Here is a 26,700-nt window from a genome sequence, read left to right on the forward strand (position 1 = left end):
ATGGCATTATGATACGAAAAATATGTTATAAATATCTTTATTTATAATTATAACATAATTTATTCGTATAACTATGAAGTTTTCTATTGGATTTTTATCTGGTTAATTTTGGTTAAGAAAATTCTTAATAAAGAATAGGATTTCATGAAAACATGGAACTTTGTAAGATTTTTATTAAATAAAGAGGGTGCTAATATGAAAAAAGTAATTTATTCAACTAATAGGGGTTGTAAGCGGGAAGCCGCCAAAATTTTGCCGCCTACTTTTTAGTGATCTTTCGGAACCTCGATAACTCCATCAGCAATCCCCTGTGCCAGTAGTTCCATCCATGTTGCAAAGCGAAAAAATCCTGGATATTGCAGGCAAATGTAATCCATCTGGACTTTTGATGAACTATCGAGCACTTGTTTGAAAGCCTCCATATAATCATAGCAACCCTGTAATAACTGTGCATCTCCATCCTCTGTCGGAGGAAACCGGCAGGCATAATCATGGACTATTTTCGCCAGTTGCTGCTGCTCTGCGGTTAAGTCGATCATTTTTGTCCTCGTGAAAGTGTTCGATAAACAGTTGGCCGTGAGACTGAAAATAAATCAGCCAGATCGCTGATCGAGTATTTGCCCGTTTCCCGCATGCGGCACAGCTCTTTTTGTTGTTTTTCAGACAGCTTTGGCTGTTTCCCCCTCAGTTTCCCCTTCGCCCGCGCAATGGCCATGCCTTCCCGAGTACGCAGGCGTATCAGATCACCCTCAAACTCAGCAAAGGTCGCCAGCACATTGAAGAACATTTTCCCCATCGGGTCTGCCGGATCGTAGAGACTGGTTCCCAGCGCTAGTTTCACGCCCCTGACCTGTAATGCATCAGCTATCTCACGTGCATCAGGTACCGAACTCGCCAGGCGGTCAAGCTTGGGAACAACCAGCGTGTCACCGCTGCGCACGGCGGCCAGCGCCTGATCCAGACCCGGTCTCTGCCGGTTTGAACCAGTCAGCCCTTTGTCGATATAAATCCGGTCCGGGGAGACGCCGAGTTTAATCAATGCTTCCTGCTGAACGGTCAAATCCTGCCGATCGGTGGAGCAACGGGCATAACCAATGCGTATTTCAGTCATAAAGTGTACGTTTAAGGGGCCATGAAAGAGATTGATATCGTACCAGTTATATGAGACAACGTCAGCAGTGATTTTCACTGAAGCGCAAATGTCATTTTTTACTGTCCGCAGAGCGGTCCTCTTACGGACATATTCAGTGCGAGGTCAGGATGACATCCCGTCGAAAAGATAAAGGTAAAAGACTCACCGTTTTAACGGATGCAGAAAAATTCGCACTGTATGGCCTGCCTGACTTTGATGAAGGCCAGCAGTTGGAGTATTTGTCGCTTACGGCAGATGAGCTGGCGCTGGCAAACAGTCGCCCCGAAATACTGTCGCAGATTTATTGTATCCTTCAAACGGGTTATTTTAAGGCCAAACACGCCTTCTTTCATTTTTCACCGAAGGATGTGGAAAGTGATTTCGATTTTGTGGTTCAGCGTTACTTTCGTGGGGTATCCCTTACCGACAGAACTATTACCACCCATGAATATTACGCCCAGCGTAAGCTTATTACCGACTTCTTTGGGTACCGTCAGTGGTCAGGTTCCGTTGGCCCGCAGCTGGATGCCCGCGCAGCGCAGATTGTGCATCGTGATATTACCCCTGGATTTGTTGCTACCGAACTTATCTGCTGGCTGAATGAAAAGAAAATCGTTCGACCAGGATATTCCACACTCCAGAAAATAATCAGTAAAGCACTGTCAACTGAGCGGCAACGACTGGCGGGCATACTGTTGTCCTCCCTTGATACAGAAACACAGCGCGTGCTGAATTCACTTCTGAAGAAAGATGATGCGCTGTCGGGACTGGCTGTGTTGAAGCAGGAAGCAAAAGATTTTCGGTGGCGACAAATGTCGAGGGAAAGGGATAAACGAAACCAGTTGGCACCGATATATCAGAAGGCTCGACAATTGCTACCCGAACTCGGGATTTCACAACAAAATTTGCTGTACTTCGCCAGTCTGGTCAACTTTTATACCATCCACGATTTGCGTAACCTCAAAACCGAACAAACCTGGTTATATCTGATGTGCTATATCTGGCTTCGCTACCGTCAGCTGTCAGATAACCTCACCAGCGCCATGATGTGGCACATGAAGCAGACAGAAGAATGCTCTTCATGTAGTCTATCCAGTCAAACCTGTGGTGACCGACGGGTCTGCTCAACTCCCCCTAATCCCCACTTCTGGTGCAAAAATTAATCACGACAATGCATTCGAAAAAGTCTAGCCAAATGTTCTCCCGCAGGAGTCAGCTTTGTATCTCTTCGTTGAACAAGACAAAAAGTTGCAAACGGCAACCGTTCTTTAAGGTTTAAAACCACAAATTGCTGATTAAACAGAGTCTCATTAACCACATCCACAGCCACAATAGTCACAAAGTCACTTTCGGCAACTAAACTCATGCAAGCCATCAAGGTTTCACACGTCACACTAAAGACAGGTGGATTATCCAGCGATGAGAACATCTCAAATAACCTGCGATAGTAGGTGTCTTTCGGTGTTGGCATGGTCCAGTCACAATCAACTAATTCGCCTAAAGAGGTTGCATTCACTTTTGGATGCCCTTTTCGTACAATCACTTTGTACTCTTTTTCCATCAGTTTTTCGAAGCTAAATTCTGCATCCAAACTACCGGGATAATAGGTGTTTACGGTAAAATTCAGTTCACCTTGTCTGAGCTGAGGTAACATAGCCAATAACTGTCCCTCAACAACTCTTAACTTCACGGTGGGATAATCGCGGTGAAATTGTGTAATCACCTTCGGCATAATCGTACGTGCAATACTGCCAGCCACACCAATATTGACGACACCACCGCTCAAGCCAACGCGTTGCTGAATATCTTCCTGTGCGATTCGAAGCTCCTCAAGTATCAAACTGGCGCGTTGTAAAAAACTTTTTCCACACTCTGTCAAATGAATACCCTGGTTACTGCGTATAAATAATTTTGCACCGAGTGAATCTTCCAGTTCGCGAATCGATTTAGTTAAAGCCGGTTGCGAGAGTAACAGAAACCGACTGGCCGCTCTGATACTGCCATGGTGGTAAATTTCAACAAAAGCGCGCAGTTGATTGAGTTTTATTGGTGTCGCCATTTTTTTCTTGCGATAACTTTTAATTATATAGATAAAGATAATTGTATCTTACTTTAACAGAATTCATTGTATACATTAAAAATCAGTAATAAAAAAACCGGGCTGTATTTAAAGTTCAACAAAAATATTTTTTAATTATTAAAATAATAAAGTTAAAAAATAAACCAATTTAATTAAAATCAAACAAAATCAATATTGGTAAAATAAACCAAATATATTCTATTCTCCGCGATAACTAAAAGAGATAATTATTATGAACACTTCATTAAACGAATCTATTCAGCAAATTGCTGGACAATTACAAAACTGGCGTCGCGATTTCCACCATTTTGCTGAATCAGGCTGGTTCGAATTCAGAACAGCAACGATTGTGGCAGATGAACTGTACCGTTTGGGGTACAGCCTGAAAATAGGAAAAGACGTTATCAAGGCTGATGCACGAATGGGCTTACCTTCAGAACAGGCATTACAGGCGCAAGAACAGCGTGCTATTAAACAAGGCGCTCTGACTGAATGGCTACCCCATTTTTCAGGCGGGTTTACCGGCATTGTCGCGACACTCGATACAGGAAAACCTGGACCAACATTGGCTTTTCGGGTTGATATGGATGCGCTTGACCTGAATGAGGAACAAACTCACGTACACCGCCCTCACGCTGAAGGCTTTTCCTCTTGTAATACACATATGATGCATGCTTGTGGTCATGATGGTCACACAGCGATCGGATTAGGACTCGCTCGTATATTGAAAAAATATGAAAGCCAGCTAACCGGAAAAATCAAACTGATTTTTCAGCCTGCGGAAGAAGGAACTCGTGGCGCAAAATCAATGGTTGAAGCAGGCGTTGTCGATGATGTTGATTTCTTTATCGCTATCCATATCGGCACTGGTGTACCTCAAGGAGAATTGGTCTGTGGTAGTAATAATTTTCTTGCTACCACAAAAATCGATGTCACTTATCGGGGTGTTGCCTCCCATTCTGGTGCAAAACCAGAAGCGGGAAAAAATGCCCTGTTAGCCGCCGCTCAGGCAACTTTAGGACTGTATGCTATTTCTCACCACAGCGAAGGTAGTTCACGCATTAACGTCGGCGTGCTACAGGCAGGCATTGGCCGTAACGTTATTCCTGACTACGCATTAATGAAAGTGGAAACGCGTGGTGAAACTAATGAGATCAATGCATTTGTCTACCATCAAGCCCTCAATATTATTGAAGGTGCTGCAAAAATGCAGGGGGTTGAATATGAAATACAGTTAATGGGAGCCGCTCAAAGCAGCCAACCTAGCCCTGTATGGGTCGATTTCATTTATCAACAGACTCAACAATATATCCCAGAGCTTTCATCTGTTGTCAAAAGCCGCCAGCAAGCTGCGGGATCGGAGGACGCGACCTATTTTATGGAACGCGTCAAATCGAATGGTGGTCAAGCCACCTACCTTATTTTCGGTACAGCACTCAGTGCAGGTCATCATAATGAACGGTTTGACTTTGATGAAAACGTGATGACAACCGCAGTGAAAACATTAGCCACTATCGCTTTTAACCTACCTGATTTCGGAGTTCATCACCATGAATAATTCGTTGACTGAATTCATCCATGAATATATTGATCAACACCAAAGTGATTTTATTCACCTTAGCGATAATATTTGGGAACACCCAGAAACCCGCTTTGAAGAAACCTTTTCTGCGGAGCTACTTGCAAATGCGTTAGAGAATGAAGGGTTTATTGTTCAGCGTGGGGTAGGCAATATTGAGACCGCGTTTATCGCCAGTTACGGTAGTGGACACCCTGTGATTTCTTTACTTGGTGAGTATGATGCACTGGCTGGTTTAAGCCAAAAAGCAGGCTGTTGTGAATCTAATCCTGTGGTTAAAAATGGTAACGGCCACGGGTGTGGACATAATTTACTGGGGACGGCTGCACTCGCTGCGGCATTTGCAGTGAAAGCCTGGCTGCAAAAAAATCAACGGCCTGGAACTGTGCGGTTTTACGGTTGCCCCGGTGAAGAAGGGGGTTCCGGCAAAACATTTATGGTCCGGGAAGGTCTTTTTGATGATGTTGATGCAGCAATTACATGGCATCCTGAATCATTCAGTAGTGCATTTAATGTCCAGTCTCTGGCAAATATCCAAACAGCATTTCATTTTAAAGGGATTGCTTCACACGCAGCCAATTCCCCTCATCTAGGTAGAAGTGCTTTAGATGCCGTCAGTCTGATGAATGTGGGTGTTCAATTCCTTCGTGAACATATCATTCAGGAAGCCCGAATTCATTATGCAGTGACTAATACGGGTGGTGTGTCACCTAACGTTGTACAAGCTGATGCCGAAGTTTTATACCTTGTTCGCGCCCCACAACTGGATCAGGCTCAAGATATTTACCAACGAGTCATTGATATCGCTAAAGGTGCCGCCTTAATGACCGGCACGCAATTGAATATTCGCCTTGATAAGGCGTGTTCAAACTATATTCCTAACCGCACGATGGAAAGAGTGATGTATCAGTATATTCAAGCCTTTGGTATTCCTGAATATACTGATGAGGAACGCCAATTCGCCGAAAAAATCCATCAAACACTGACAAAAGATGATTTACGAAATGCCAAACTCAATGCAGCGCGAACAGCAGGCGAAGAGGGTAAACGCTGGAGTGAACGACAAGGGGAAAAAGCACTAACAGATGAAGTCTTACCCTATATAGAATCGCAAGAGTTGATGTATGGCTCTACCGATGTCGGTGATGTGAGTTGGGTAACACCCACAGCGCAATGCTTCAGCCCCTGCTTTGCCTTTGGCACACCACTGCATACTTGGCAATTAGTCGCACAAGGGCGTTCATCCATTGCTCACAAAGGGATGTGTCTTGCCGGGAAAATTATGGCCGCCACCGCACTTAAATTATTAATAGACCCTGCTCTGTTAGCAGAGATTCAATCGGAGTTCAAACACCAACGGGATCAGCATCCCTATCGGTGTCCTATTCCGCCCGATATTAAACCATCACCTTTGAAATAACTTTGCTCCGATAAATACTGACTTGCTTACAGCGGCAAGCCAGCACTCAGTCATTGACATAATCAAAAATAATAACGACAGCAAACACAAAGGAAAAAACCATGAGTGAAACAACTATCCCTGTAAATAAGAGCCCAGGACGTATTCTTGGCTGGATCGAAAAAGTTGGAAATAAAATTCCAAATCCTTTTATTTTATTTATCTATTTAATCGCTGTTTTAATGATAGCGACGGCTATTTTGTCTTGGTTTGATTTGGCCGTAAAAAACCCTACAAATGGAGAGCTCATCAGAGTTAAAAACTTACTTAGCGCTGAAGGATTACAGTGGATCCTGCCTAATATCGTTAAAAATTTCAGTAATTTCACACCACTTGGCGCAATATTAGCGCTGGTCATTGGTGCAGGGCTTGCAGAAAAAGTCGGTCTGTTACAAACCCTGATGTATAAAATGGCGTCTGGTATTAATAAACGTTACGCCAGCTATATGGTGCTATTTATCGCCTTTTTTAGCCATATCTCTTCGGATGCCGCACTCGTTGTCATGCCGCCATTAGGCGCACTAATTTTTATTGCAGTTGGTCGCCATCCCGTTGCTGGCCTACTGGCCGCTATTGCTGGCGTCGGTTCAGGATTTACGGCAAACCTATTGATTGTCACTACCGATGTTCTTTTATCTGGTATCAGTACTGAAGCGGCTAAAATACTTGATCCCAACTTACACGTCAGTGTCATCGATAACTGGTATTTTATGGCAGCATCAGTGATTGTACTGACGATTGTAGGCGCTATCTTAACAGATAAGTTTGTTGAGCCACGCCTTCCTGCATGGGAAGGAAGTCGCAATGAGAAGTTAGCAAAGCTCACGCCACAACAAAATCGCGGGCTGCTAATGAGCGGTCTATCTGCACTAATCTTCATCGGGATTGTTGCATTGCTCGTTGTTCCTGAAAATGCACTACTGCGTGATCCACAAACTGGCTCAATTATTCCATCGCCCTTCATAAAAGGGATCGTGCCAGTCATTATTTTGTTTTTCTTCGTGGTTTCGATTACGTATGGCGTTTCCACAAAACAGATAAAAAAATCTAATGATATTCCTGATTTGCTCGTTGACCCCATGAAAAACATGGCAGGCTTCATTATAATGGTCTTCCCTCTGGCTCAATTTGTTGCCTTCTTTAACTGGAGCAACATGGGCAAATTTATGGCGATAGGGCTAACCGATATGCTAGAAGCCTTGGGTATGACAGGTGTTCCTGCCTTCATCGGATTAATGTTTTTATCTGCCTTTTTGTGTATGTTCATCGCAAGTGGCTCTGCCATCTGGTCGATTCTGGCCCCTATTTTTGTGCCAATGTTTGTCCTGCTTGGCTTTCACCCTGCCTTTGCACAAATCATCTTCCGTATTTCTGATTCCGCAGTATTACCTTTGGCACCGATGTCCCCTTTTCTGCCGCTTTTCTTGGGGTTTCTTCAACGTTACTATAAGAGTGCTCAACTAGGCACCTATTACACGTTAGTATTACCTTATCCGCTGGTGTTTTTTGCCGTCTGGATATTGCTGCTTATAGGTTGGTATTTTGCTGGATTGCCCATTGGGCCAGGTATTTACCCAACATTACTGTAACCCCCAGACTGATAATCGAACGAAAGCGTTATTAAATGCGCTTTCTATACCTGAACCCAACAAGGCAGCAACGACTACTTGTGGAATTTGAAATGTATGATTAAGAATAATCTTGATCTGAGACTACTTATACTGCGGAAACCATAGCAATATTATAGCTTCTGATTATGAGAGAATTCCCTATAGAACAAATCGCTGTTCTTGCTGACTGCTGAAATATTTTTCTTTTTATATTCAATCATTATTGAAGGTCACAGATGAGTCAAATTACCCCTCAGTTAACAAATATGTGGGCTAGAAGTCATGAATCATGGTTTGTAAAAGATAAGAGACTTCGTTTTATATATGCAAATAAAGCATTTATTAAACTAAGTAAGTTACCTGAACACTTTGATGTCACAGGATATACTGCTAAAGAATTACCTACACCGTTTAATCATCTTGTTCACTTTTTTGAAGAACATGACCGTAAGGTATTACAAACTATGCAACGAGTATCATCTATTGGAGCTCATCTTCAAAACGACGGCCAACAACTTAATCCCTATTTTTGTGAAAAATACCCGTTAATGGATGAAAAGAATCACTGTGTTGGCATAATTTGTCATATTAAAGAAATAAATCATTTTTCAGTCCATCATTATATTAAACACTATACGTTTATTCCTGTTAAGCTTAGCCCCCCTAATAATATATTGACAAAAAAAGAATGGACAGTAATCTTTTTATTCTGCCGCGGCATCAGTAATCAATGTATTGCTCATGAAATGAAAGTTTCATGCCGTACTGTGGAAAAGTACTTCCAAGATATCTATGAGAAATTATCAATCGGAACAATTATTGAATTGAAACTATTTTGCGAAAAAAATAATTATAATCTCTATATTCCACCAAAATACGTTAAATCTATGAACTATTTTTTTCTGGATTAAGAATGATCCCTGTGCTCTATTATCAGGAATAAACCTCAAATGTCCGCCCGGAAGATCAGGCGAGTGGGACACCCGTCACCGCCACCTGACAACCTCAGCCGGTATGCAAGCCGCTGAAGCCACGGCGATTGTTACGCAGACACAGGCAAAAGGCAAGGGATTCGGGAATCTACAGGATATCCTTTACTAATACATTGCTCTGAATGTATTGAAACAGCAAAGTTCATCGGCGATGTCTGGGTTGTCGGAATTGCCGGGATAAATGGTTAGGAACATACGGAGATTAGACGTTCTAAAGATCGGGAAAAAGCAAAACAGGCTTTATGGAATGCTCGCTACAGTGCTGGAATATCCATCTTATAGTAGTGAGGTGCAACATCAATTATCCCTGCCAGGCACGGGTACGTGAATACAGTACAATGAATTAGGAGGACATTACCATTTCCGCCCAAACAAAATAAGGTTTTTAAGTTTGAGAACATTTTCAATACGGATATCATGCAACCAGTTATCGAAAAAATTGTACTCATAGGTAAAACGATCACCTAAAGCTAAGGTCATTAAGAGTTACCCGATATGGATTATCGGAGAAACCAATATTAATAGGCGCACTGGTAAAACTGCTTACCAGTACTGGTTATGTTATCTGAATCAATAAAAAAGGCTTTTTCTGATATTTCCACAAAATTATAGTGGTTGATTTAATAAAAAATAGCCAATAAGTTTATAATATCTTGGCGGAACATATAGGTCATAAGCCTTTTCTTTACAAAGGCATCTTAACTCCATAGCTGATCCGACAGAGAGTTTCTCATAGATAATTTCAAAATGTTTTTCCACAGTACGGCATGACATCTTCATTTCCACAGCAATATCTTTATTACTGATACCGCAGCAAAACAGGTAAATAATCATCCACTCTTTCTCTTTTAATATATCGTTCGGAGGGCTAAACTTAACAGGAATAAACGTATGGTGTTTAATATAATGAGATATTGCAAAATACTCTATTTCTCTGACATGGGAAGCTACACCAATACATTGATTATTTTCATCCATTAATGGGAATTTGTTATAAAAGTAAGATCTAAATTGTTTACCTTTCCCTACTCGGTAAATCCCTATGGCTGATATTCTCTGCATATGCTTAAATACCTTACGGTCGTGCTCTTCAAACAAATGGGCAAAACGACAAAATGGTGTGAGTAATTCTTTTTCAGAATACCCAATAACATCAAAATCTTTAGGGAGTTTGTTAACTTTCATAAATACCCTGTTTGCATAAATTAAACGGAATTCTCTATCTTTGACAAACCACAGTTCAGAACTTCTATCCCACATATTTGTTAATTGATGAGTAATCAAAGGTAAATTTTTGCATCTCGATTGATTCATGTATAGGTAATCCTTAAAACATTATTTTTAATTAAATTATTTAGTATATAAGTGCATATCCTTGCAGGTAATAATGTTCCTAATTTCTCATAAATAACAAATAACGCAAAAGACAGTATATAGAAGGCAGAAAGATAAATAATCGATAATGATTACATATTACATTCGTTCTACGCTAGTCAATTAAGCATTCAAGATAAGATTACTTCATATTAATACGATAAACAGAGTAACCAAAGAATACAGGGCGCTAAGATAATAAAAATTTTTCGGGTATATAGCGATTAAAACTATTGACTCGACAGTATTCTTCTAATTGAAGATGGGAATTAATACCTATTTTATGATATATCCTGGTCACATGGTTTTCAATAGCACTAGAGTTAAGAGCCAATATTGTTCCAATCTGCTTTCTTGTATATTTCTGTAAAAAAAAGAAAATAATATCCCACTCACGCTCAGTAAAAAGATCTGTTGGCGGTTGAAGTAAAATGGATGAGGGGAATTTATCATAGTACTGATGTAAATAGGTTAATGAATAGTCTTTAGCTTTCCAACAATGAAATATAACACCTATACAATCCCCATCTTCATGATAAAAAGGGAACTTTTCACAAAAATAAGACAACAAAACTTGCTCTTTACCAAACACATGCGTCTCAAGTGAGCATATTCTTTTATTTTTTTCCATCACTTTTTTATCATGATCAACAAACTCTTGTACAAATTTAGCCCCCTCCCAAGGCAGTTCATCATCATACAATCCCTCATAAGCAAATGATTTTTGAAAATCATGAAGCAAACTTAATGCTAAGTTACCATAAATAAAACATGAAGAACTATCTTTTATTCCCCACGGCTCATTACTTAATTCCATTGTATTAATAATCTGAGGCGATATTGTATAGTTCTTCATAAATACTCCGTGATAATTTGAAATCTAAATAAACATTCTGCTTTCTGGGTGCACAAATTTTTCCGGCACATAGAGATCAAAATCATTAAGGCGACAATATTCTTCCAATTGATAACAGGAATTAACGCCGATCTTTTTATATATCCGAAATATATGGGTTTCAACAGTGCGATAGGAGATATTCAATATCCGCCCGATTTGTTTACTCGTGTATTTATGCAAGGAGAGAAAAATAACATCCCACTCCCGCTGCGTAAATAAATCAGTTGGCGGCTGAAACATAATGGATGCAGGAAGTTTTCCATGATACAAACGAGTCAGTGAGAAATCCTGGGCTTCCCATGCATGAAAAAGGATGCCAATGCACTCATTTTTATCATCATATATTGGAAATTTTTCCAAAAAATAAGATGACAGAATTTTTTCTTTCCCAAAGACATGAGTTTCAAGTGAACATATTCTTTTATTTTTTTCCATCACTTTTTTATCATGTTCAACAAATTCTTTTGCAAACTCAGCACCATCCCAGGGGAGTTCATCATCATAAAGCCCCTCAAAATCAAATGAGTCTGAGAAATTCTTGAGAGATTTTAAGGCCAGATTACCATAAATGAAGCATGAATTTTTGTCTTTGACTCCCCATGGATCATTATTTATTCCCATGGTATTGACTATTTGCGATGAAATAGTTATCTGATTAGTGCTTTTCATAAAAAAATCCTATTGTACAGTTATGTTAATGATAAATTTATAACTCCCTACTACCAATAGTAATAAACTTTTCAGGAACATAACGATCTAATTTATTTTCTTTGCAGAAATCTTTCAATTCTATATGCAGCGGCAGATTAAATTTTTGATAAATTGATTGAATATGACTAACAACATCTTCTGTACTCATCATTAATGCTTCACTGATACTTTCTTCATCCAGTGAACGCAGGGTCAGAAAGAGCACTTCCCACTCAGTCTGTGTCAGTATGTCGTTAGGCGGCGTGAATTCCAGCGTTGCCGGAGATGTTCTTTCATAGTAGTAAGAAGTAGAAAAGTTTTGTATTTCGGATATCTGAAAAATGATCCCGATGCAATGACTATTCTCATCGCAGAGTGGATATTTATCACAACGATAGCTTTGCTTAACTTGCTGTTTTCCAACCGGATAAGTATTCAGTGAAGTCACTCTTTGCATTGTTTGAAGAACTTCCTGGTCCTGGCGGCGGAATTCTTCTGCATATTTTGCAATGGGTGAAGGTAATTCACCTATTGCAAGCCCGGTAATATCGAAATCTTCAGGCAAGTTGAGCAGTTGATAGAAAGCCGGATTAGCATAGATAAACCTTGATTGCAGATCTTTAGCTCCCCATGGCTGATGACTTTTTTCCCACATATGAATTAATTGCGGATCGATATTACTCGGTTGATTGGTTTTCTTATTTGACATAGAAACTCCTTACCTATTTAATAATATACTCTGAAAGATAGGCCACAATAATTTATTCGTCAAAAAACACGATGATTTTATTCTATTTATAAAAGATAATATTATATCATAATGAAATTATTCACTGCATTGACTTATAATCATAGTGATACTTTCATATGTAAACCAATTTCACTGTCCATCCGATTGTTCACAAATAATATTTTTGCGCAAAATTTCATCGAACCTTTTTAATTATGCAGATATCTATGCAATACCAATCTTGCCTGCTCGCATGTATTATATGGGCATGATATGCTTATGTATTCTGGTAAGAGCCATGAATAACTATTTGTAGGTAAAATTTATAGGTAAACAATATTGAATAAAAAAGAAGATGTAAAGCCAAAACCGATTTTTTTCTCAAATTTGCGAGAAACGACTCAATGACAAATTCGTACGAAGAAAAAACCACTAAAAAAGGTAAAAAAAGTAATAAGCCAGATCGCGTGATTATTGACGATAGGATCACCCATTTCGGTCAGCGTTTACGTGAAGCTATGCAAGATGAACCCACCGCTAAATTTGCCCGACGTTGTGGTCTGTCCGATAAAGCAATCTGGAGCTATTTGGATAGTTTAACTTACCCTTCAATTGATAAAGTGGCTGTACTTGCCCACGCAAGCAACACTTCGATAGAATGGTTAATCTTAGGGATCCATGACGATAGGGTCACTCATTTCGGTCAGCGTTTACGTGAAGCCATGCAAGATGAACCCATCGCTACATTTGCCCGGCGTTGTGGTCTGTCAGAAACAGCAATCTGGAGCTATTTGGGTGGTTTAACTTACCCTTCAATTGATAAAATGGCTGCACTTGCCCACGCAAGCAACACTTCGATAGAGTGGTTAATTCTAGGCTTAGACACCGATGCTAATAAACACAAACAAAAATTAGATACGATGACACCGGAAGACGCGAAGTTGTTATTAAACAAAATTTTAGATGTGATATCAACATATAAGTAACATCAAACTTTCTCTGTATTCCCCCCTACTTAGGGGATTTTTAAGCACTAATAAGCGTACCACTCTGCCAATCACATTAAAAAAGGGCTGTGATGTTCAGCCCCGCCAAAAAATTATCCATCTAGAAAGTCCAATGCGATTCCAATAATAAAATCTGTCATGAAATGAATTTTTACTTTTTTGACTAACATAAGATTAACACTGGCCTGTTAAACAGACATATCGTCAAAAACGGAGTATTTTGATCCGAAATGCAATACCCGGCGGCGATTTCGCTGATTATTCCAGACGCCATTAAAACGTTCAGCATTACTTGCGGTATACAGCACGGTGTGGCGAATATTACGATGCCCAAGATAATCTTGTATCAGCCGGGTATCTACTCCCCTGTCTGCAAGAGCAAAACCACAGGCATGGCGCAGCATGTGTGGATGTGAATTAACAGCAATATTAGCCAATCGCCCCAACTGGCTAATAATTTTGTAGATGCGCTGACGGGTCAATGGTTGCCCATAACGTGACAGAAATAACCAGTTACTTTCGGCTCCCCGAAGGGTTTTACGTACTTTGAGCCACGCTTTTATTAACTGAATTTCATAACCTAAGAGCGGATGATTCGTACACAATCCGCCTTTTAAGCGCTGAATGTACAGAGTTCCCCCCTCTAAATCTAGATCAGATAATCGTAGATATCGTGCTTCGCTCACACGTAAGCCATGAACAAAACTCATATAAATTAGACAATAGTCACGCGCACTATTTGTGCTCATTTTTGCCATTTCCAATAAGCTTTCTACTTCCAATTGCGTCAGATGTTTTCGTTGTCCCATTCGATATCCTTAACACCTCCCCGAAAACGGCAGGGAAAATAATTATTATATAGAAGAAAAAGCTGCGCTAAGTGTAGCGCTTAGCACAGCCAAATTAGGAAAATTAAGTGGTAATAATTATGATAGTATATCTAACTTAAGGTCACTTCTGATTATAATAAGATAAATCGCCATTTTTAAACGTAAAAACTACTGAAATTGAATTTTTGCTTTTCCTACCAACAAAATAGAAAATGATTTCCAATTAATTGTATTGAACGGTAGAATAACGTCCAAACATTTTTCATAATGATGGACAATCTTATCAGTAAGATTTAATATAAATTCGATAAAAGGAATCTATATTTTATGACCTCTGCTCATCCAGTCGAGATAGTTTATAGCGAACTCACAAACATCATGGACCCGGCACTGGCACGAATGGATTTTACATTTACAGATAAGCTCTGTTCATGCTGCGGAAGAATACCCGCAGAATTTAATGCGATGTCAGTCAGTGGACTGAATGGATACAAAATACCATTTAACCACTGTAGAGCTTGCCAAAGTTTTTTTGTATCGGATATCGCAATAACAGGGATTGAGAATCCTCAAAAACCAAAGACCAGTCAAAAATTTGGCATGTGGTCAGGTGTCGGGGCAATTATTGAGCCCGGCATTCGAACCCGGTTTCTGGCCCCACCTGGCGTAGTCGCAAAACTTCCAATGTATTTCACTGACAGAATCCACGTCATGACAACCACGATGAATCATCATCTGTCATTATTACAAACGCTTGATCTCGTTTTTCCTCTGCTCTATATATAAAATTTTGGCAAAAAAACGGATGAGCGTGTACGTTCACTTAAATTAAGCCCATCGCCTTCTGAACTAATTTATTACTCAGACACATTAATGACATCAACGCAGAGTGCAATAAAAACCATCGATCTCAAAAGGACGAAAGAAAAACAACTGGCCGTATTAGACGAAGAAATCCAGGCCCGTAAGAATAAGAAACAGGAAACCCGCGAAAATATCCGCCGCACACTTCATCCTTACGAAGGTTTTATTACCGGTGCTGAATTGAAACACAGAAGGCATTTGAAAGGCGTCACACAGATAGAAGCGGTTTTTTTCCTGGCCGCCCTGATACGTTTCGCCGGTCATCCCCGTCTGGGTGGACATCACCATCACAACTGCGGACTGGTTGAAACAGAATGGGATGTTGAAAAATGGAACAATGCTAAAATGCCAGATTTCACGGTATATTAAGATGGACTGCAAACCCCATTAATCAAGCATTTTTTTTAAAAACAGGTGTTTCCCTTGCCTCAGAGGGTTCCTGATACGTCCCTAATAGAACAACAATGACCCCAATTGTTTCCCCTGCGTGCGGGGGTCCCCTAAAGCACTTGGAACGGTTTAAATTCCCCGCCAAGCTTGCAACTGAAACTCATACCCGCAATCCTGGCAACGAATTTTCGGATTATCCGGGCAGACGACGATAAATCCCACGGCATCCACCTTCGAAGACTGACAGCGAAGACAGTGAACCCCTTGTCTTCCCAGGGTAAACCCCGCCATATACCGTGGGTATGGCGTAACAGGCTGATCCCCTAATTCATCAAACAGCGGTTGCAGCCGTTTACGGTAGTAATTGAATACCTCTATCTTTCTGAGCTTCCCGATCGCCGAAGCAGGCGTAGGCCGCCACTGTACCCACAATAAAACCAGCGTGGCATACAACCGATAATAATATCGTCTTTGCAAATTATAAAACAATGAGCCCACGCTGGCAGCGAACGTCTTATCACAGAACCGGCAGTAATATTCATCCCGATGAGAAGTTGTCACCTGCCGATTCCCGCACCGGGGACATTCATACACCGCCCCCAAAGTCGGATTTTGTTCATCCAGACGATCAGCTAATGCCCGAAGTACCGGTTCTCTTTGCCATACATGTCTTAAATGCTGGTATTGCGCTTGCGTGGTATGCGCAAACAAGTGCCGGAACCAGTCCGGTTCCGGCACCTGGTCATTCGGTGTTTTCTCAGCAAACGGATCAACCCCCTTAGGTATATCCGGATACATCACAAACTGATGCTGGCACGCGTCACAGTGAACCATGGGGTTACCCGCTGGCATCTCCTCAACGTAATTCAGCCACGATGATTGACACGCCGGGCAGCTTATTCCCTGTTGACCCGGCGAAAATCCCAGCAGATAACGGGGATACGGCGTCACCGGACGGCCACTCGTCAACGCCAGAACCGGCGCCAATCGCTGGCGATAACGTTCCCACGTAGATTTTTTATGACAGTGACTTATTCGTATGGCGTTTTCAATACACCAACAGCCCCACAACGTGACCAGGACCGCATATAAACGGACATGCAGGTGATGATCAATCAAATGGAATGGCGTATCGAAATAGTCAGCATGGTCACATTGGCAGGAATGACAATAGTACGCCTGATGTGTATGTTTCGTCGGTTTTACGGCCTGTTTTTCCTGGCTGCCTCTGAGATGATACTTATCAAGTTCCGCGACCAGTTCACGCAATACCGGCTCACGTTGCCAGATTTGACACACCAGGGCATATTCCTCTACATCCAGGTGAGAAAAAGCTTGCGGATACCAATCAGGCAGCGACAAAGCGTCAACAAGGCTGTTTTCCATCCCATCAAAGCGCAGCGACACGGCATAACGGGCCACTGCCATGGATTCACTGCGGTCACTGAATTCATCCTGTACCGGCACCCACTCCTGTCGGTAACGCACCGGGCGGTCAGCCTGTTCATCGGGTTTAAGGCAATTCCCCCCATTGGCATACATGTGCGGCAAGGCCAGCAAGACGGTAACCTGTTGCGTCTCTGCCGACAGCACCGTCGCCAGTTCCAGCACCGGGGGTAAGCGATCCGCCTGATCGGTATCAATCAGCGATCCGTCAGCAAAGCGCACACACAGGTGATCGGCTTTCAACTGCCCCAACGCCAGCATCGCTTTGTCAAACACAGCGGTCAGCACGCCCCAGGGATGCAGTCCCCCAAGTCGGGCAACGCATTCATGGGTATACGCCTCCCAGCGGGCCTGTTGCTGAAATTGTTGGGGCGACAGGATAGTCCCCGTCACCCATAACGGACGATCAATTTTCATGTTGTTACCCCTTGGCTTTCGGCATCTGGGAAACCAGGGACAGATTGACGTCCAGTCCTTCCACCTGAAAATGGGGCACTGCGTACAACCGGACCCGGAAGAAACCGGGGTTGTCGTCAATATCTTCAACAATGACGCGCGCTTCGCGCAACGGGTAAGAGGCCTGTAAATCGTCAGAAGGATCGGTCATTTCGGTCACCAAGGTGTTGATCCAGTTGTTCAACTCAATTTCGAGCAGACGCCTGTCCTTGGTGGTGCCGATGTTCTCCCGCTGGATTAACTTCAAATAGTGGGAAATCCGTGACAGCAGAAAAATATAGGGCAGACGCGCATTGATACGGCTGTTGGCTGTGGCTTCATGCGTGTCGTACAACGCCGGTTTTTGCGCAGAGTTGGCTGAAAAGAAGCAGGCGTAATCGCGGTTTTTGTAGTACGAGAGCGGCATAAAACCCAGATTGGCAAATTCAAATTCGCGGGTTTCTGGGATCATCACTTCTGACGGAATTTTGACCTGATTACCGGTCCCCAGATCGTAGAGATGGATCGGTAAATCCGTGACCGCGCCTCCCGCCTTCGGCCCGCGGATCTGCACACACCAGCCATTGCTGACAAAGCTTCTGACCAGGTTGGCGGCAAACGCAAACGCGGCATTGGCCCACAAATATTTATCGTGATCCGGCCCGCTGACCTCTTCGACATAGTTAAACGTGCGTACCGGTACGGTATCCGGGCCATAGGGCAGACGCCCCAACACACGCGGCATCGTCAGGCCGATATAGCGGGCATCGTCGCTGTCGCGGAACGCTTGCCACTTGATGTATTCAGCGCGGTCAAAGTAGCTGCCGATGTCTTTAATCGCCGCCACTTCTTCCATGGTTTTTTTACCAAAAAAGGCTGGTCCAACAGCGCCAATGAAAGGCATATGCGCCGCGGCTGATACTTTGGCGATATTACGCAACAAGGCAATATCCTGCGAGCCGGCATCAAATTCGTAATTGGCAACCACCGAGCCGATAGGTTCCCCACCCGGCGTATCGTATTCCTGAATGTAAGTGTGGTGATAGAAACCACTTTGGATAATTTCCGGCGCGTCATCAAAATCCTGCCGTAAATCTTCCTTGGTCACATCCAGGACTTCGATTCTGACGTTTTGACGAAAATCCGTCCGGTCAACCAAAAATTTCAGGCCACGCCAGGCAGATTCGATTCGCTGGAATTCTGGATGATGCATCACCACATCCAACTGACGGCTGATTTGGCTGTCCAACTCACCGATATGGTGGTCCAACAAGGTTTTGTCCAGCCGCTCGACTTTTTGTGCTGAGGCTTTCAGCAGATTGAGAAAAACACGGACGGCGGCGGTCACCCGCTCATCCGCCGTGACATCAGCCAGCGCGTCACTATGTTGAAAGAATTCAATGTCGCTCAGCTGTTCGACTGGCTGTAAATGGATTTTCTCAAACAATGATTGATAGACACTACCCTCAGCGTAGGTCGTGGTGACCGCAGCAGCAGCGGCTTGTTCTTGCACAGTCATTCATTTCTCCTGACTTAAATACCGTTATCATCAGATAGCTCTTGGCGCTAATGCAGCCAGTTCAGCACACAGTTCATCACTGAGGGCCTCGTCTTTGAGAATGCGCTCAAATTCACGGCGAAACGTGCTGTTGTCCAATAAATTGGATTTCAAATCACGCAGTAAATTACGCATCGAAAGCAGAGCCCGCAGTTGGGGAATTTGGCGGGCCACGTGCTCAGGATCGAAATCCTTTATTTGCTGGAAAGTGAGGGCGATATTTTCTTCGCTGCCATTTTCAGCCAGGGTATTTTGAACCGTCAGATTAAGTGCGGGGCTGAATTCAGCTATCACGCTGTCAAAATTGTTTTTGTTAATAGAAACTTTTTCTCTTTCCGAGAGTGGGCGCTGTTCCTGCCCATTACTGTAATCTCCCATCACCAATAATTTCAGCGGCAACTCAACTTTTTTTTGCGCACCGCCAGTGTGCAAATCTAATTTGATATTAATACGCGCCTTAGGGATTTCGTTTTGAAAACTCTGGGCCATAATCGGCTCCTCTGCAATAAAAAACAACGCCAGGCATGAGGGGCATGCCCTCTAAATTTCAGGAACAAAAAACGGATTCAGATATTTCAGAGCAGGCCATTAACCGGGCAGTAAATAAGAGAACACCGACAAGATCCGCCGCGATAAATAAACATATTCACCGGGCAGATCATTTCCTAACCAGGGCGATTTTCTAAACAGTTTTATCTAAAATCAAGACATTTTTTATCCTATGGCACTTTTTGCACAAGATAAATCAGTCATAAAAACCGATCTGTAACATAAAAAACATACAATATATAAACCAAACCTAAACGGCGTTGTATTTTTTTCAAAAATAAGATTGCATTTATTTTAACAAAGTGATAGCAAATTATCTATTTGGTTATCATTAGGGTCATTCAGCACAATATAGAACTGTTATATTTTTTAAATTTATACTATGTTTTCAATTCACTAAATAATCAATACATCGTGCCTGATGGGATGGGTGAAAAAGAGAATGGTTATCAATCATATTATGCGAATGAGAATACATTTAATTAAGCCGCGTCATATCGATTATATTATGGGATAACTCGTTTATTCATTTTCGCTTTTATAGAACAGATAAGTATGGAGATGAAAAAGTCCTATCCTGTGAAGTAAAACCAAAATACTTTTTTGCTATTTTTGATGATGGATACGAGGATTTATTTTCGGGTACACAATCATAATAACGCTCATTTGAACAAGTCACGGGTAAACGAAATATTGTTATGTGGCGTATTACCAACTCAGTTGAGAGCATAAAAACTGCGGGGCAATCATTTAAATGCTCTCCTCGGACGGCCGTTCTGAATGGCGAGCTAAAGTCACAATTTGAGCGTTGGTATCCCGGCACCAGAATTAATGAGCTAGCCGGAGTACAGTTGATGGCTCTACAGCGGCATAAACGCCTATGTAGTGTGCCCCACACAATTTCATGCTCTCGATTTAGACTTCCAGATCTGATACTATCGTTTTAGCGTACACTTTTTCAGTTCTGAAATGCACCAGCCTTAAAATTTGATTTATTAGAGGATATAAATCGTCATCTTTAGAAATTAAAGATGCTAAAATGTAGCATGCTCGCCCGATGTCTCTTGCTTCAATAATAAGATCTAGAAGATCTAGAAGATCTATTTTAATAGTGTTATCATGTTTAGTTGCCATAATAAGCATCCACGTTACGAGTTTGGTTTATGTGGTAGATAGGGGCATATGGTCAGACATATGCCCCTATCGTATATCTACAACCTACTTCTCATTATGAATCATTAAGTTGATTGGCATAAATTTTTGCTAAAACTGCGGATAGTCTAAGCCCATCAATTAGCTTATTATCATTTGAATGATTTTCATATATTTTTATTTCTTCAAGTATATTTAATGCAAAATTATTAACAGCGTTAGATTGTATTTTATTATATATAAAACGTGTATCAATGTCGCTTAGAATATAATCTTTTTTATTTGATTTTGTTGTTTTCTGAATGATAATGCCCCAGCATATATTTTCAACTCCACTATCCCAACCATCGTCTCTAGAGCAATCTCTATATAAATCTATTTCTTTATTCGTTACTAAAATTGCTTCTTCACTAAATTTATATCTATTAAATCCAATTTCTGGGCTATATGAAAAATAACCGGCACCGGTGGCAAGACTTAACGCAATTATTTTTTTTAAATTATGATCATTTCTGTCAGTCATTTAAATTACCTATTTGTTTATTAAAAACATGTACAAGTATGGGAATGAAAGATTATTTTTAGATCGGACAGAGGATAAATTTGAATTGGTACATGATTGAAAACTCCATTCAGTTCTGTGATTTTCTTACCACCTTAAGTTCTCACGCTCAAGGTGGCAACCCAAACGGGGGTGAGAAACCGGCCTGAATGGTACCGGCCAGCCCAAAGGCTGCCCCGCCTGAGTCACCATAACTCTGATGTTGTCAGGCTGCGCAAAAAAAAACACGCGTTGGCGTGTGGTGTAGTTTGCGCCATTCAGGATAGTCGGATTCTCACGTCCGGTTACAGATTTTGCTGCAACAGAAGTACCCTACATTGAACGATGATTATCGTCAATAAAAAATTTAATTTCGAGAATGGGTAGTTATTTTTGCTCTTGCCTTAGATATGTTATATATCTAATTTTTCAGGTAGTGTCCCTGCCGCATTTAATTCACAATAACGAACTTGTGACTCAATCAGGTTTAACGCAGCAATCAAGCTTATCCTTGTTGGTAATATTTCGAGAGCATAAAAAACTGTGGGGCACTTTAATTCAGTTTGCGATAGAATGGGTCACTAAATGTACGTATCAGGCAGCTCACCATGAAATCCTATGTCGTTAGAGTGGCACTTCGGGGTGTCAGTTCTATCGTCTGGCGTCGTTTTAGGTTATCAAATGAAACGTCTTTAGCAACTTTTCACTATCTCATTCAGATCGCTCAAGGATGGCATGATGATCACCTTCATCAATTTTGCTTCTGATATTTTCAGTTTAGTGAACTGTACTTGTCTGAAAAAATTAGGCTCTGACGAATGAGTTAACTCTGCCCGTATCCGGGGAATAATTTTGCCTAATACACTCATAAGCCACTCATATTTAATTAAAAAATAGTCGTTATGGTTTGAGGCGTCAACGGAACGAATACATCTACCTCCGCACAGACTTATCTTGAGTATACGCCTATGGGAGCTGAGTTTAAGTGATAATCAGGTTACCCTATGGGAGCAGCGACAGGCGTTGATAAAGCTTCGTCAACTCGGGCAAGAACAGGTGAATGAATCGATATTGTTCCGCATGATCAAGCAAATGCGTGAGATCGTCACTACGGCACAGAAAGCGACACGCAAAACCCGTCGTGATGCAGAACGACGCCAGCACCTCAAGCTGTCGCTTCCACCAAATAAGTCCGTTCTGCCAAAAATAGAGATAACTGACCAACAGACAAAAAATCAGCCTTTGACCAAACCATTTGATCAAATAGAGGAGTGGTAGCTGTGGACGAATATCCTATCATTGATTTATCCCATCTGTTGCCAGCTGTACAAGGGCTGGCTCAGTTGCCAACAGCCGAGCGTATTCAGCGTATCCGCGCTGATCGCTGGATAGGCTATCCACGAGCGCTTGATGCATTGAACCGGTTGAAAACCCTGTATACTTGGCCTAATAAGCAGCGCATGCCTAATCTGTTGCTGATTGGCCCAACCAACAATGGCAAGTCGATGGTCATAGAAAAGTTCCGGCGTACCCATCCGGCCAGCTATGACGACAACCAAGAGTACATTCCAGTATTGGTTGTGCAGAAGATGCCGTCTGAACCCTCAGTGATCCGCTTCTACGTCGCGTTGCTCATCGCAATAGGCGCACCATTACGGCCCGCCCCCGACTACCAGAAATGGAACAATTGGCACTAACATTTGGCGTTCGCCTGTTAGTGATAGACGAGCTGCACAACATTCTAGCGGGTAACAGCATAAATCGGCGAGAATTTCTCAACTTATTGCGCTTTCTTGGCAACGAACTGAGTATTCCCCTGATTGGTGTTGGTACACACGATGCTTATTTAGCGATAAACTGGACTCTATAAAGGTATTGTTACGGAGAACCGATATCAACAGCATTTGTTGAATTAACCGTAAATGAAGTGATAGAAAAGCGGATGGCGAAAAAACAGCAAATGCAATGGAGTCAGCAAGGTGCTCATTATCTCTTACAAACACGGGTAGCGGTATTAAATGAAGAGCTTGAAAGTTTATTTCATCGTTGGTATCCCAAATTGAAGAATACAGAGATAGAGGCTCTAAATAACTTTCCATAATACCGCTACACTTTTACTGTTCCTGCTCGACTGCCCGGGAAGGGTGAAGCGGCGGCCATAAATCGATTTACTTTTCCCAGTAATTGCCACATATATTAGCAAGTATGATTTCGTGTGACGGTCTCGTGTAAAGACTGCCAAAGTCGTTCTATTTTATTAAGCCAGGATGAATAGACAGGTAAAAACAGAAGATGAAATTTAGGGTTCTTTTTCAACCAATTTTGCACTTTACAACTTTTGTGGATCACATAATTATCCAGGATTAACGTCAGTTTTTTCGCTTGACGATAAGTGTGTTTCAGTTTTTCTAACAGACTGATAAACAAATCAGAATTCTTTCTTTGGCCGCCAACATAATCGACTTTTCCTGTCCGGGCATCAACACTCCCTGCCAGATAATATTTCTGATTTTGGCCGGGGATGGGGATACGTTTTTGCTGACCTTTCAAACACCAGTCAGCACCGATTTTGGGATTGAACGCGATATCGACTTCATCTTCATAAAATACAGGATATTCCGCAGAACTTGTTGATAACGCTTCTTTAATTGCGGCCATTTTTTCTTCGTATTCCGCATCCGGTATTTTGAGGGTCGGGGCTGCTCTGCGCCAGACGATATTGACCCGGGAGAAATACCGATAAAGTGTGCTAATGGGAAGCGTGATATTAAATAACGATTTGATATTTATAGCTAATAACTCAAGGCTCCAGCGTGAGCGTAGCCATCCAAATTGTTGGGGAGAGTACTGTAACAACAGAGAAAAAACAGGAAAAAGCGGATTTAAATTCCATCGGGATGGTCGTCCCGCAGGAAGACTTTTCAAACCGTCAATCCCGAACAAGGTAAACCAGTTTATTCATCGATTAACAGAAGAACGGGCAGCACAAAGCGTTTTAGCGACCTGAGTGACAGAATCGCCACGATGTAACATGAACATCGCCATTAACCTTCTGGCGTGGTTTTTATCCTGCGTTTGATGAACAACTTTTTGCATCAGGCGACGTTCGTTTCGGGGTATAGGTGCTATGATTGGCATCACTCAGTCCGGTTGGGTGGTTTTTTCTTTATTGGTGATTGATCAGATCGCTCAAACCGGATTGAGTTCCCTCAAAGTGATCTACTATTTTGAAAAGTTATTTAGCTGCGTAAAAATACCCCATAGATTTTTATGTTCTCGACATTATAGGGTTCTTAAAGAATTTATAGTGCGTTTTATGTCCTTTAATACTTGTTCGTATTCCTGATTTTTTTCTTTTAGTGTAATAATCAGACTATTCTCAAACCCATCAGAAAAGTTATTTTTGTATAACATTAAAACTTGTTCGGCGAAAAAATCATCATCAATATAGAAATAACACTCTGGTACATTCAATATTTTAGCTATCTGACATGCTACTTCGTATGTCGGAAATACAGATCCTTTTTCATATCTGCTGATTTTTTTTCGTGCTTGTTCTGAATCAATGATTCCTAATGCTTCTCCAACTGCTCGTTGAGATAGATTTTGTGCTTTTCGTGCCGCTATCAATCGCTGTGGCTTCATATGTAAAAAATATAAGTGGTTTCTATGGTTTCATCTTGACTATTTTTTACCACTGTTTCAGAATGCGTGGCAGGTGCACAACATGACCCCTAGGGTCATATTATGAACCTATTTAATGAACTATCATCATGTAGATGTATTTTCCTAAAACCATTTTATCACCAGGGAATAAATAATATTTACAAAAGTTATTATAACAATAAATAACCATTAAATAGAAGGAAGGATCGTTGTGAAAACTAATTTAAATCAAGACTGGCATCCTGCTGAGATCATTTGTGAGTTGAAAAAACGAGGAACAACTCTTTCAGCCGTTTCCCGTAAAGCCGGTTTAGCACCAAGTACATTAAGCAACGCATTACATCGTCCGTGGCCAAAAGGAGAAGCATTGATTGCTGTTGAATTAGGTTTGCATCCATCCGATATTTGGCCATCACGTCGTGAAAAAAATGGAAAGAGGTGGGTTTAAGCCAATGGTGCTAACAATATTCAAGCGTCATTATTAACCAAAAAACAAAATAATTGCCAGCTATTGTATTATACAATGCAATAGCTAATACCAATCTTTGAGTATCGCGTTGGTAATTCATCATAATCCTATAAAGAACTAAAATTAACGAAGAGGATATTTCACATCTTTTAATTCCTCTGATAGACGGACATAAAACATGCCAGGGAATTATTCAGGGCGCGAGCATACTTTTGGGCTCATCTATTGAATGAAACCTAATGACATGATCTAATCACGATGATTTCTTGCCGGCTGCCCTGCTCATGACCCTGATGGAACATTTATCCGTTGTTAAAGAAACTCGCTCCGAGACCAATCGTAAGTATGATCTGATTGATGTTATTTTTCTTGTTATCAGCGGAATACCTTGTCGGCATACCATTGCGAGGATACTCCGCACCATCGTGCTCGAATCCTTGCTGGAAGCGTTACTGAATTGGGTCAATGAGCAGCGTGAACAGGCGGGCAAACCCCTCATCGCCTTTGACGGTAAAGTCTTGCGCCGGGCCCACCGCCATGATGCAAAAAACTCCTTTCAGGTTGTCACCGCTTATGACACAGAGAATGGCCTGGTCTTGTGTCAAAAAGCCACGGAGCACAAAAAAGGGGAAATCGCGATGGTGCGGCAAATGCTGGATATTCTGAAACTTAAAGGCCGCATTGTGACGCTTGATGCGTTGCATTGCCAGCGTGAAACGCTGGAAAAAATCAGCGAAAAGAAAACCCATGTTGTTCAGGTTAAGAAAAATCAACCCAAATTATGGGAAACCGTTCAATCACAATTTCAAGCGATATTTGATGCGGGTAAAGAGAAAATCGTCACTGAAATCAAGCAAACGGTTCATGGCCGTAAGGAAGAACGTGATGTATTCCAGCTAAAGGCAGTCTTTCCCCCGGAAATAGTGAAAAAATGGCCGACAATCCGCAGCATCATTGCCGTTGAGCGTCACCGGACAAAGAATGGCAAAGGTACCGTTGATACTTCCTACTATGGGGGAAATCAGCCTTAAGATACTGTTGCACATGCTCAATATAAAACGCTTTGAAATGACGATAGTGGCTCATGTGAAATAAAATGAGGAGCGTCATGATTTCACTCAGTGACAGGGAAGCTGCGCGATGGCGTTTAAGCAGGTTATTTTCGATGAGCTGTTGTTCCCAAAGCGGAATAAATTGTTGGCAAAAATCATCGACGCAGCAGTAAAGTTCTTCTAAAGTCATCATAGCC

Annotated in this window: 30 protein-coding genes and 4 pseudogenes; 15 read left to right on the forward strand and 19 right to left on the reverse strand. The window is 41.7% G+C overall.

Translation table 11 applies throughout. The features are described 5' to 3' along the window. Nucleotides 1-266: 266 nt before the first annotated feature. Together PTE_RS08455 and PTE_RS08460 are read right to left on the reverse strand one after the other, a co-directional pair. A complete protein-coding gene (locus PTE_RS08455) occupies nucleotides 267-539 on the reverse strand; it encodes a hypothetical protein (RefSeq protein ID WP_036845047.1) in 273 nt (90 codons plus the stop codon). Further along, nucleotides 536-1,111: a recombinase family protein gene (locus tag PTE_RS08460; protein ID WP_036845050.1), complete on the reverse strand. Its 576-nt coding sequence runs from the start codon at nucleotides 1,109-1,111 to the stop codon at nucleotides 536-538. The genes PTE_RS08455 and PTE_RS08460 overlap by 4 nt, the downstream gene beginning before the upstream one ends. 149 nt (nucleotides 1,112-1,260) lie before the next feature. On the opposite strand from PTE_RS08460, the gene PTE_RS08465 reads away from it, so the two are divergent. Next, nucleotides 1,261-2,295, forward strand: coding sequence for a DUF4158 domain-containing protein (locus tag PTE_RS08465; RefSeq protein ID WP_036845052.1), 1,035 nt, complete (start codon nucleotides 1,261-1,263; stop codon nucleotides 2,293-2,295). Here PTE_RS08465 and PTE_RS08470 read toward each other — a convergent pair. Further along, complete coding sequence (locus tag PTE_RS08470) at nucleotides 2,292-3,191, reverse strand: LysR family transcriptional regulator (protein ID WP_036845054.1); 900 nt, start codon at nucleotides 3,189-3,191, stop codon at nucleotides 2,292-2,294. The two genes, PTE_RS08465 and PTE_RS08470, sit on opposite strands and share 4 nt — an antisense overlap. A gap of 253 nt (nucleotides 3,192-3,444) precedes the next feature. On the opposite strand from PTE_RS08470, the gene PTE_RS08475 reads away from it, so the two are divergent. From PTE_RS08475 to PTE_RS08490, 4 genes are all read left to right on the forward strand, one after another. Next, the gene (locus PTE_RS08475; RefSeq protein WP_036845056.1) at nucleotides 3,445-4,770 is read left to right on the forward strand and encodes a M20 family metallo-hydrolase; all 1,326 of its coding nucleotides are present in this window, start codon (nucleotides 3,445-3,447) and stop codon (nucleotides 4,768-4,770) included. Then, nucleotides 4,763-6,211, forward strand: a complete 1,449-nt coding sequence (locus PTE_RS08480; protein WP_036845058.1) for a M20 family metallopeptidase — start codon at nucleotides 4,763-4,765, stop codon at nucleotides 6,209-6,211. Before PTE_RS08475 ends, PTE_RS08480 begins: the two co-directional genes overlap by 8 nt. A 101-nt stretch (nucleotides 6,212-6,312) precedes the next feature. Then, nucleotides 6,313-7,839: a p-aminobenzoyl-glutamate transporter gene (gene abgT / locus PTE_RS08485; protein WP_036845061.1), complete on the forward strand. Its 1,527-nt coding sequence runs from the start codon at nucleotides 6,313-6,315 to the stop codon at nucleotides 7,837-7,839. A gap of 257 nt (nucleotides 7,840-8,096) precedes the next feature. Then, complete coding sequence (locus PTE_RS08490) at nucleotides 8,097-8,771, forward strand: helix-turn-helix transcriptional regulator (RefSeq protein WP_036845064.1); 675 nt, start codon at nucleotides 8,097-8,099, stop codon at nucleotides 8,769-8,771. Between the two features lie 435 nt (nucleotides 8,772-9,206). Here PTE_RS08490 and PTE_RS26980 read toward each other — a convergent pair whose 3' ends face one another. The 5 genes from PTE_RS26980 to PTE_RS08510 form a co-directional block, all read right to left on the reverse strand. Continuing rightward, on the reverse strand, nucleotides 9,207-9,332 hold the full coding sequence (locus PTE_RS26980) for an IS1096 element passenger TnpR family protein (protein WP_339366718.1): 126 nt from the start codon (nucleotides 9,330-9,332) through the stop codon (nucleotides 9,207-9,209). A gap of 126 nt (nucleotides 9,333-9,458) precedes the next feature. Beyond that, nucleotides 9,459-10,166: a helix-turn-helix transcriptional regulator gene (locus PTE_RS08495; protein ID WP_036845066.1), complete on the reverse strand. Its 708-nt coding sequence runs from the start codon at nucleotides 10,164-10,166 to the stop codon at nucleotides 9,459-9,461. Between the two features lie 250 nt (nucleotides 10,167-10,416). Continuing rightward, nucleotides 10,417-11,082, reverse strand: coding sequence for a PAS domain-containing protein (locus tag PTE_RS08500; RefSeq protein ID WP_036845068.1), 666 nt, complete (start codon nucleotides 11,080-11,082; stop codon nucleotides 10,417-10,419). A gap of 24 nt (nucleotides 11,083-11,106) precedes the next feature. Further along, nucleotides 11,107-11,793, reverse strand: coding sequence for a helix-turn-helix transcriptional regulator (locus tag PTE_RS08505; RefSeq protein ID WP_036845071.1), 687 nt, complete (start codon nucleotides 11,791-11,793; stop codon nucleotides 11,107-11,109). Nucleotides 11,794-11,830: 37 nt separating this feature from the next. Continuing rightward, complete coding sequence (locus PTE_RS08510) at nucleotides 11,831-12,523, reverse strand: helix-turn-helix transcriptional regulator (RefSeq protein ID WP_036845074.1); 693 nt, start codon at nucleotides 12,521-12,523, stop codon at nucleotides 11,831-11,833. Between the two features lie 425 nt (nucleotides 12,524-12,948). On the opposite strand from PTE_RS08510, the gene PTE_RS22765 reads away from it, so the two are divergent. Next, nucleotides 12,949-13,530, forward strand: a complete 582-nt coding sequence (locus PTE_RS22765) for a helix-turn-helix domain-containing protein (protein WP_051477295.1) — start codon at nucleotides 12,949-12,951, stop codon at nucleotides 13,528-13,530. Nucleotides 13,531-13,739: 209 nt separating this feature from the next. Here PTE_RS22765 and PTE_RS08525 read toward each other — a convergent pair whose 3' ends face one another. Next, entirely contained in the window at nucleotides 13,740-14,360 is a 621-nt protein-coding gene (locus PTE_RS08525) for a tyrosine-type DNA invertase (RefSeq protein WP_051477297.1), read from the reverse strand. A 348-nt stretch (nucleotides 14,361-14,708) separates the two neighbouring features. Here PTE_RS08525 and PTE_RS22770 point away from each other — a divergent pair, with 348 nt between their 5' ends. Together PTE_RS22770 and PTE_RS22775 are read left to right on the forward strand one after the other, a co-directional pair. Further along, entirely contained in the window at nucleotides 14,709-15,167 is a 459-nt protein-coding gene (locus PTE_RS22770) for a hypothetical protein (protein WP_051477299.1), read from the forward strand. A gap of 87 nt (nucleotides 15,168-15,254) precedes the next feature. Then, the gene (locus PTE_RS22775; RefSeq protein ID WP_051477301.1) at nucleotides 15,255-15,614 is read left to right on the forward strand and encodes a hypothetical protein; all 360 of its coding nucleotides are present in this window, start codon (nucleotides 15,255-15,257) and stop codon (nucleotides 15,612-15,614) included. A gap of 150 nt (nucleotides 15,615-15,764) precedes the next feature. Here PTE_RS22775 and tssK read toward each other — a convergent pair whose 3' ends face one another. The 6 genes from tssK to PTE_RS27220 all read right to left on the reverse strand — a co-directional run bounded on the left by tssK (nucleotide 15,765) and on the right by PTE_RS27220 (nucleotide 21,601). Then, a complete protein-coding gene (gene tssK, locus PTE_RS08535; protein WP_071992959.1) occupies nucleotides 15,765-17,498 on the reverse strand; it encodes a type VI secretion system baseplate subunit TssK in 1,734 nt (577 codons plus the stop codon). A gap of 4 nt (nucleotides 17,499-17,502) precedes the next feature. Then, nucleotides 17,503-19,035 (reverse strand): type VI secretion system contractile sheath large subunit, encoded by a 1,533-nt coding sequence (tssC, locus tag PTE_RS08545; RefSeq protein WP_036845077.1) that lies wholly within the window; start codon nucleotides 19,033-19,035, stop codon nucleotides 17,503-17,505. 30 nt (nucleotides 19,036-19,065) lie between these two features. Continuing rightward, nucleotides 19,066-19,563, reverse strand: coding sequence for a type VI secretion system contractile sheath small subunit (gene tssB, locus PTE_RS08550; RefSeq protein ID WP_209435495.1), 498 nt, complete (start codon nucleotides 19,561-19,563; stop codon nucleotides 19,066-19,068). A 975-nt stretch (nucleotides 19,564-20,538) separates the two neighbouring features. Further along, nucleotides 20,539-20,757, reverse strand: a complete 219-nt coding sequence (locus PTE_RS08555) for a hypothetical protein (RefSeq protein ID WP_036845081.1) — start codon at nucleotides 20,755-20,757, stop codon at nucleotides 20,539-20,541. A 94-nt stretch (nucleotides 20,758-20,851) separates the two neighbouring features. Next, complete coding sequence (locus PTE_RS22780; protein WP_051477303.1) at nucleotides 20,852-21,298, reverse strand: hypothetical protein; 447 nt, start codon at nucleotides 21,296-21,298, stop codon at nucleotides 20,852-20,854. A gap of 126 nt (nucleotides 21,299-21,424) precedes the next feature. Then, nucleotides 21,425-21,601, reverse strand: coding sequence for a hypothetical protein (locus PTE_RS27220; RefSeq protein ID WP_081738187.1), 177 nt, complete (start codon nucleotides 21,599-21,601; stop codon nucleotides 21,425-21,427). Nucleotides 21,602-21,924: 323 nt separating this feature from the next. Between PTE_RS27220 and PTE_RS23580 the strand changes: the two genes are divergently transcribed. Then, complete coding sequence (locus PTE_RS23580) at nucleotides 21,925-22,083, forward strand: IS1096 element passenger TnpR family protein (protein WP_081738188.1); 159 nt, start codon at nucleotides 21,925-21,927, stop codon at nucleotides 22,081-22,083. Here the strand turns inward: PTE_RS23580 and PTE_RS25645 are convergent. After that, nucleotides 22,009-22,185: a hypothetical protein gene (locus PTE_RS25645; RefSeq protein ID WP_165577075.1), complete on the reverse strand. Its 177-nt coding sequence runs from the start codon at nucleotides 22,183-22,185 to the stop codon at nucleotides 22,009-22,011. The two genes, PTE_RS23580 and PTE_RS25645, sit on opposite strands and share 75 nt — an antisense overlap. A gap of 85 nt (nucleotides 22,186-22,270) precedes the next feature. Here PTE_RS25645 and PTE_RS08565 point away from each other — a divergent pair, with 85 nt between their 5' ends. The 4 genes and pseudogenes from PTE_RS08565 to PTE_RS23585 all read left to right on the forward strand — a co-directional run. Beyond that, complete coding sequence (locus tag PTE_RS08565) at nucleotides 22,271-22,594, forward strand: hypothetical protein (protein ID WP_036845083.1); 324 nt, start codon at nucleotides 22,271-22,273, stop codon at nucleotides 22,592-22,594. 2 nt (nucleotides 22,595-22,596) lie between these two features. Next, complete coding sequence (locus PTE_RS08570; protein ID WP_205085317.1) at nucleotides 22,597-23,013, forward strand: TniB family NTP-binding protein; 417 nt, start codon at nucleotides 22,597-22,599, stop codon at nucleotides 23,011-23,013. Next, nucleotides 23,004-23,186 carry a TniB family NTP-binding protein gene (locus tag PTE_RS27440; RefSeq protein WP_209435496.1) on the forward strand — a complete coding sequence of 61 codons (183 nt, stop codon included), beginning with the start codon at nucleotides 23,004-23,006 and terminating at the stop codon, nucleotides 23,184-23,186. The genes PTE_RS08570 and PTE_RS27440 overlap by 10 nt, the downstream gene beginning before the upstream one ends. A gap of 9 nt (nucleotides 23,187-23,195) precedes the next feature. Continuing rightward, nucleotides 23,196-23,417 (forward strand): annotated as a pseudogene (locus PTE_RS23585) (ISKra4 family transposase); the annotation flags it as partial. Between the two features lie 5 nt (nucleotides 23,418-23,422). Here the strand turns inward: PTE_RS23585 and PTE_RS08580 are convergent. Together PTE_RS08580 and PTE_RS08585 are read right to left on the reverse strand one after the other, a co-directional pair. After that, nucleotides 23,423-24,454, reverse strand: a pseudogene (locus tag PTE_RS08580) (IS630 family transposase). Nucleotides 24,455-24,598: 144 nt separating this feature from the next. Further along, entirely contained in the window at nucleotides 24,599-24,946 is a 348-nt protein-coding gene (locus PTE_RS08585; RefSeq protein ID WP_245219015.1) for a helix-turn-helix domain-containing protein, read from the reverse strand. Between the two features lie 247 nt (nucleotides 24,947-25,193). Here PTE_RS08585 and PTE_RS08590 point away from each other — a divergent pair, with 247 nt between their 5' ends. Together PTE_RS08590 and PTE_RS08595 are read left to right on the forward strand one after the other, a co-directional pair. After that, nucleotides 25,194-25,430, forward strand: a complete 237-nt coding sequence (locus PTE_RS08590) for a helix-turn-helix domain-containing protein (protein WP_110742853.1) — start codon at nucleotides 25,194-25,196, stop codon at nucleotides 25,428-25,430. 305 nt (nucleotides 25,431-25,735) lie between these two features. Beyond that, nucleotides 25,736-26,464, forward strand: a pseudogene (locus PTE_RS08595) (ISAs1 family transposase); the annotation flags it as partial. On the opposite strand, the pseudogene PTE_RS27225 reads toward PTE_RS08595, so the two are convergent. Beyond that, a pseudogene (locus PTE_RS27225) lies at nucleotides 26,439-26,696 on the reverse strand (IS982 family transposase); the annotation flags it as partial. The pseudogenes PTE_RS08595 and PTE_RS27225 sit on opposite strands and share 26 nt — an antisense overlap. Nucleotides 26,697-26,700: the final 4 nt, after the last annotated feature.

The sequence above is a fragment of the Photorhabdus khanii NC19 genome, from assembly GCF_000517265.1.
Lineage (GTDB): Bacteria > Pseudomonadota > Gammaproteobacteria > Enterobacterales > Enterobacteriaceae > Photorhabdus > Photorhabdus khanii.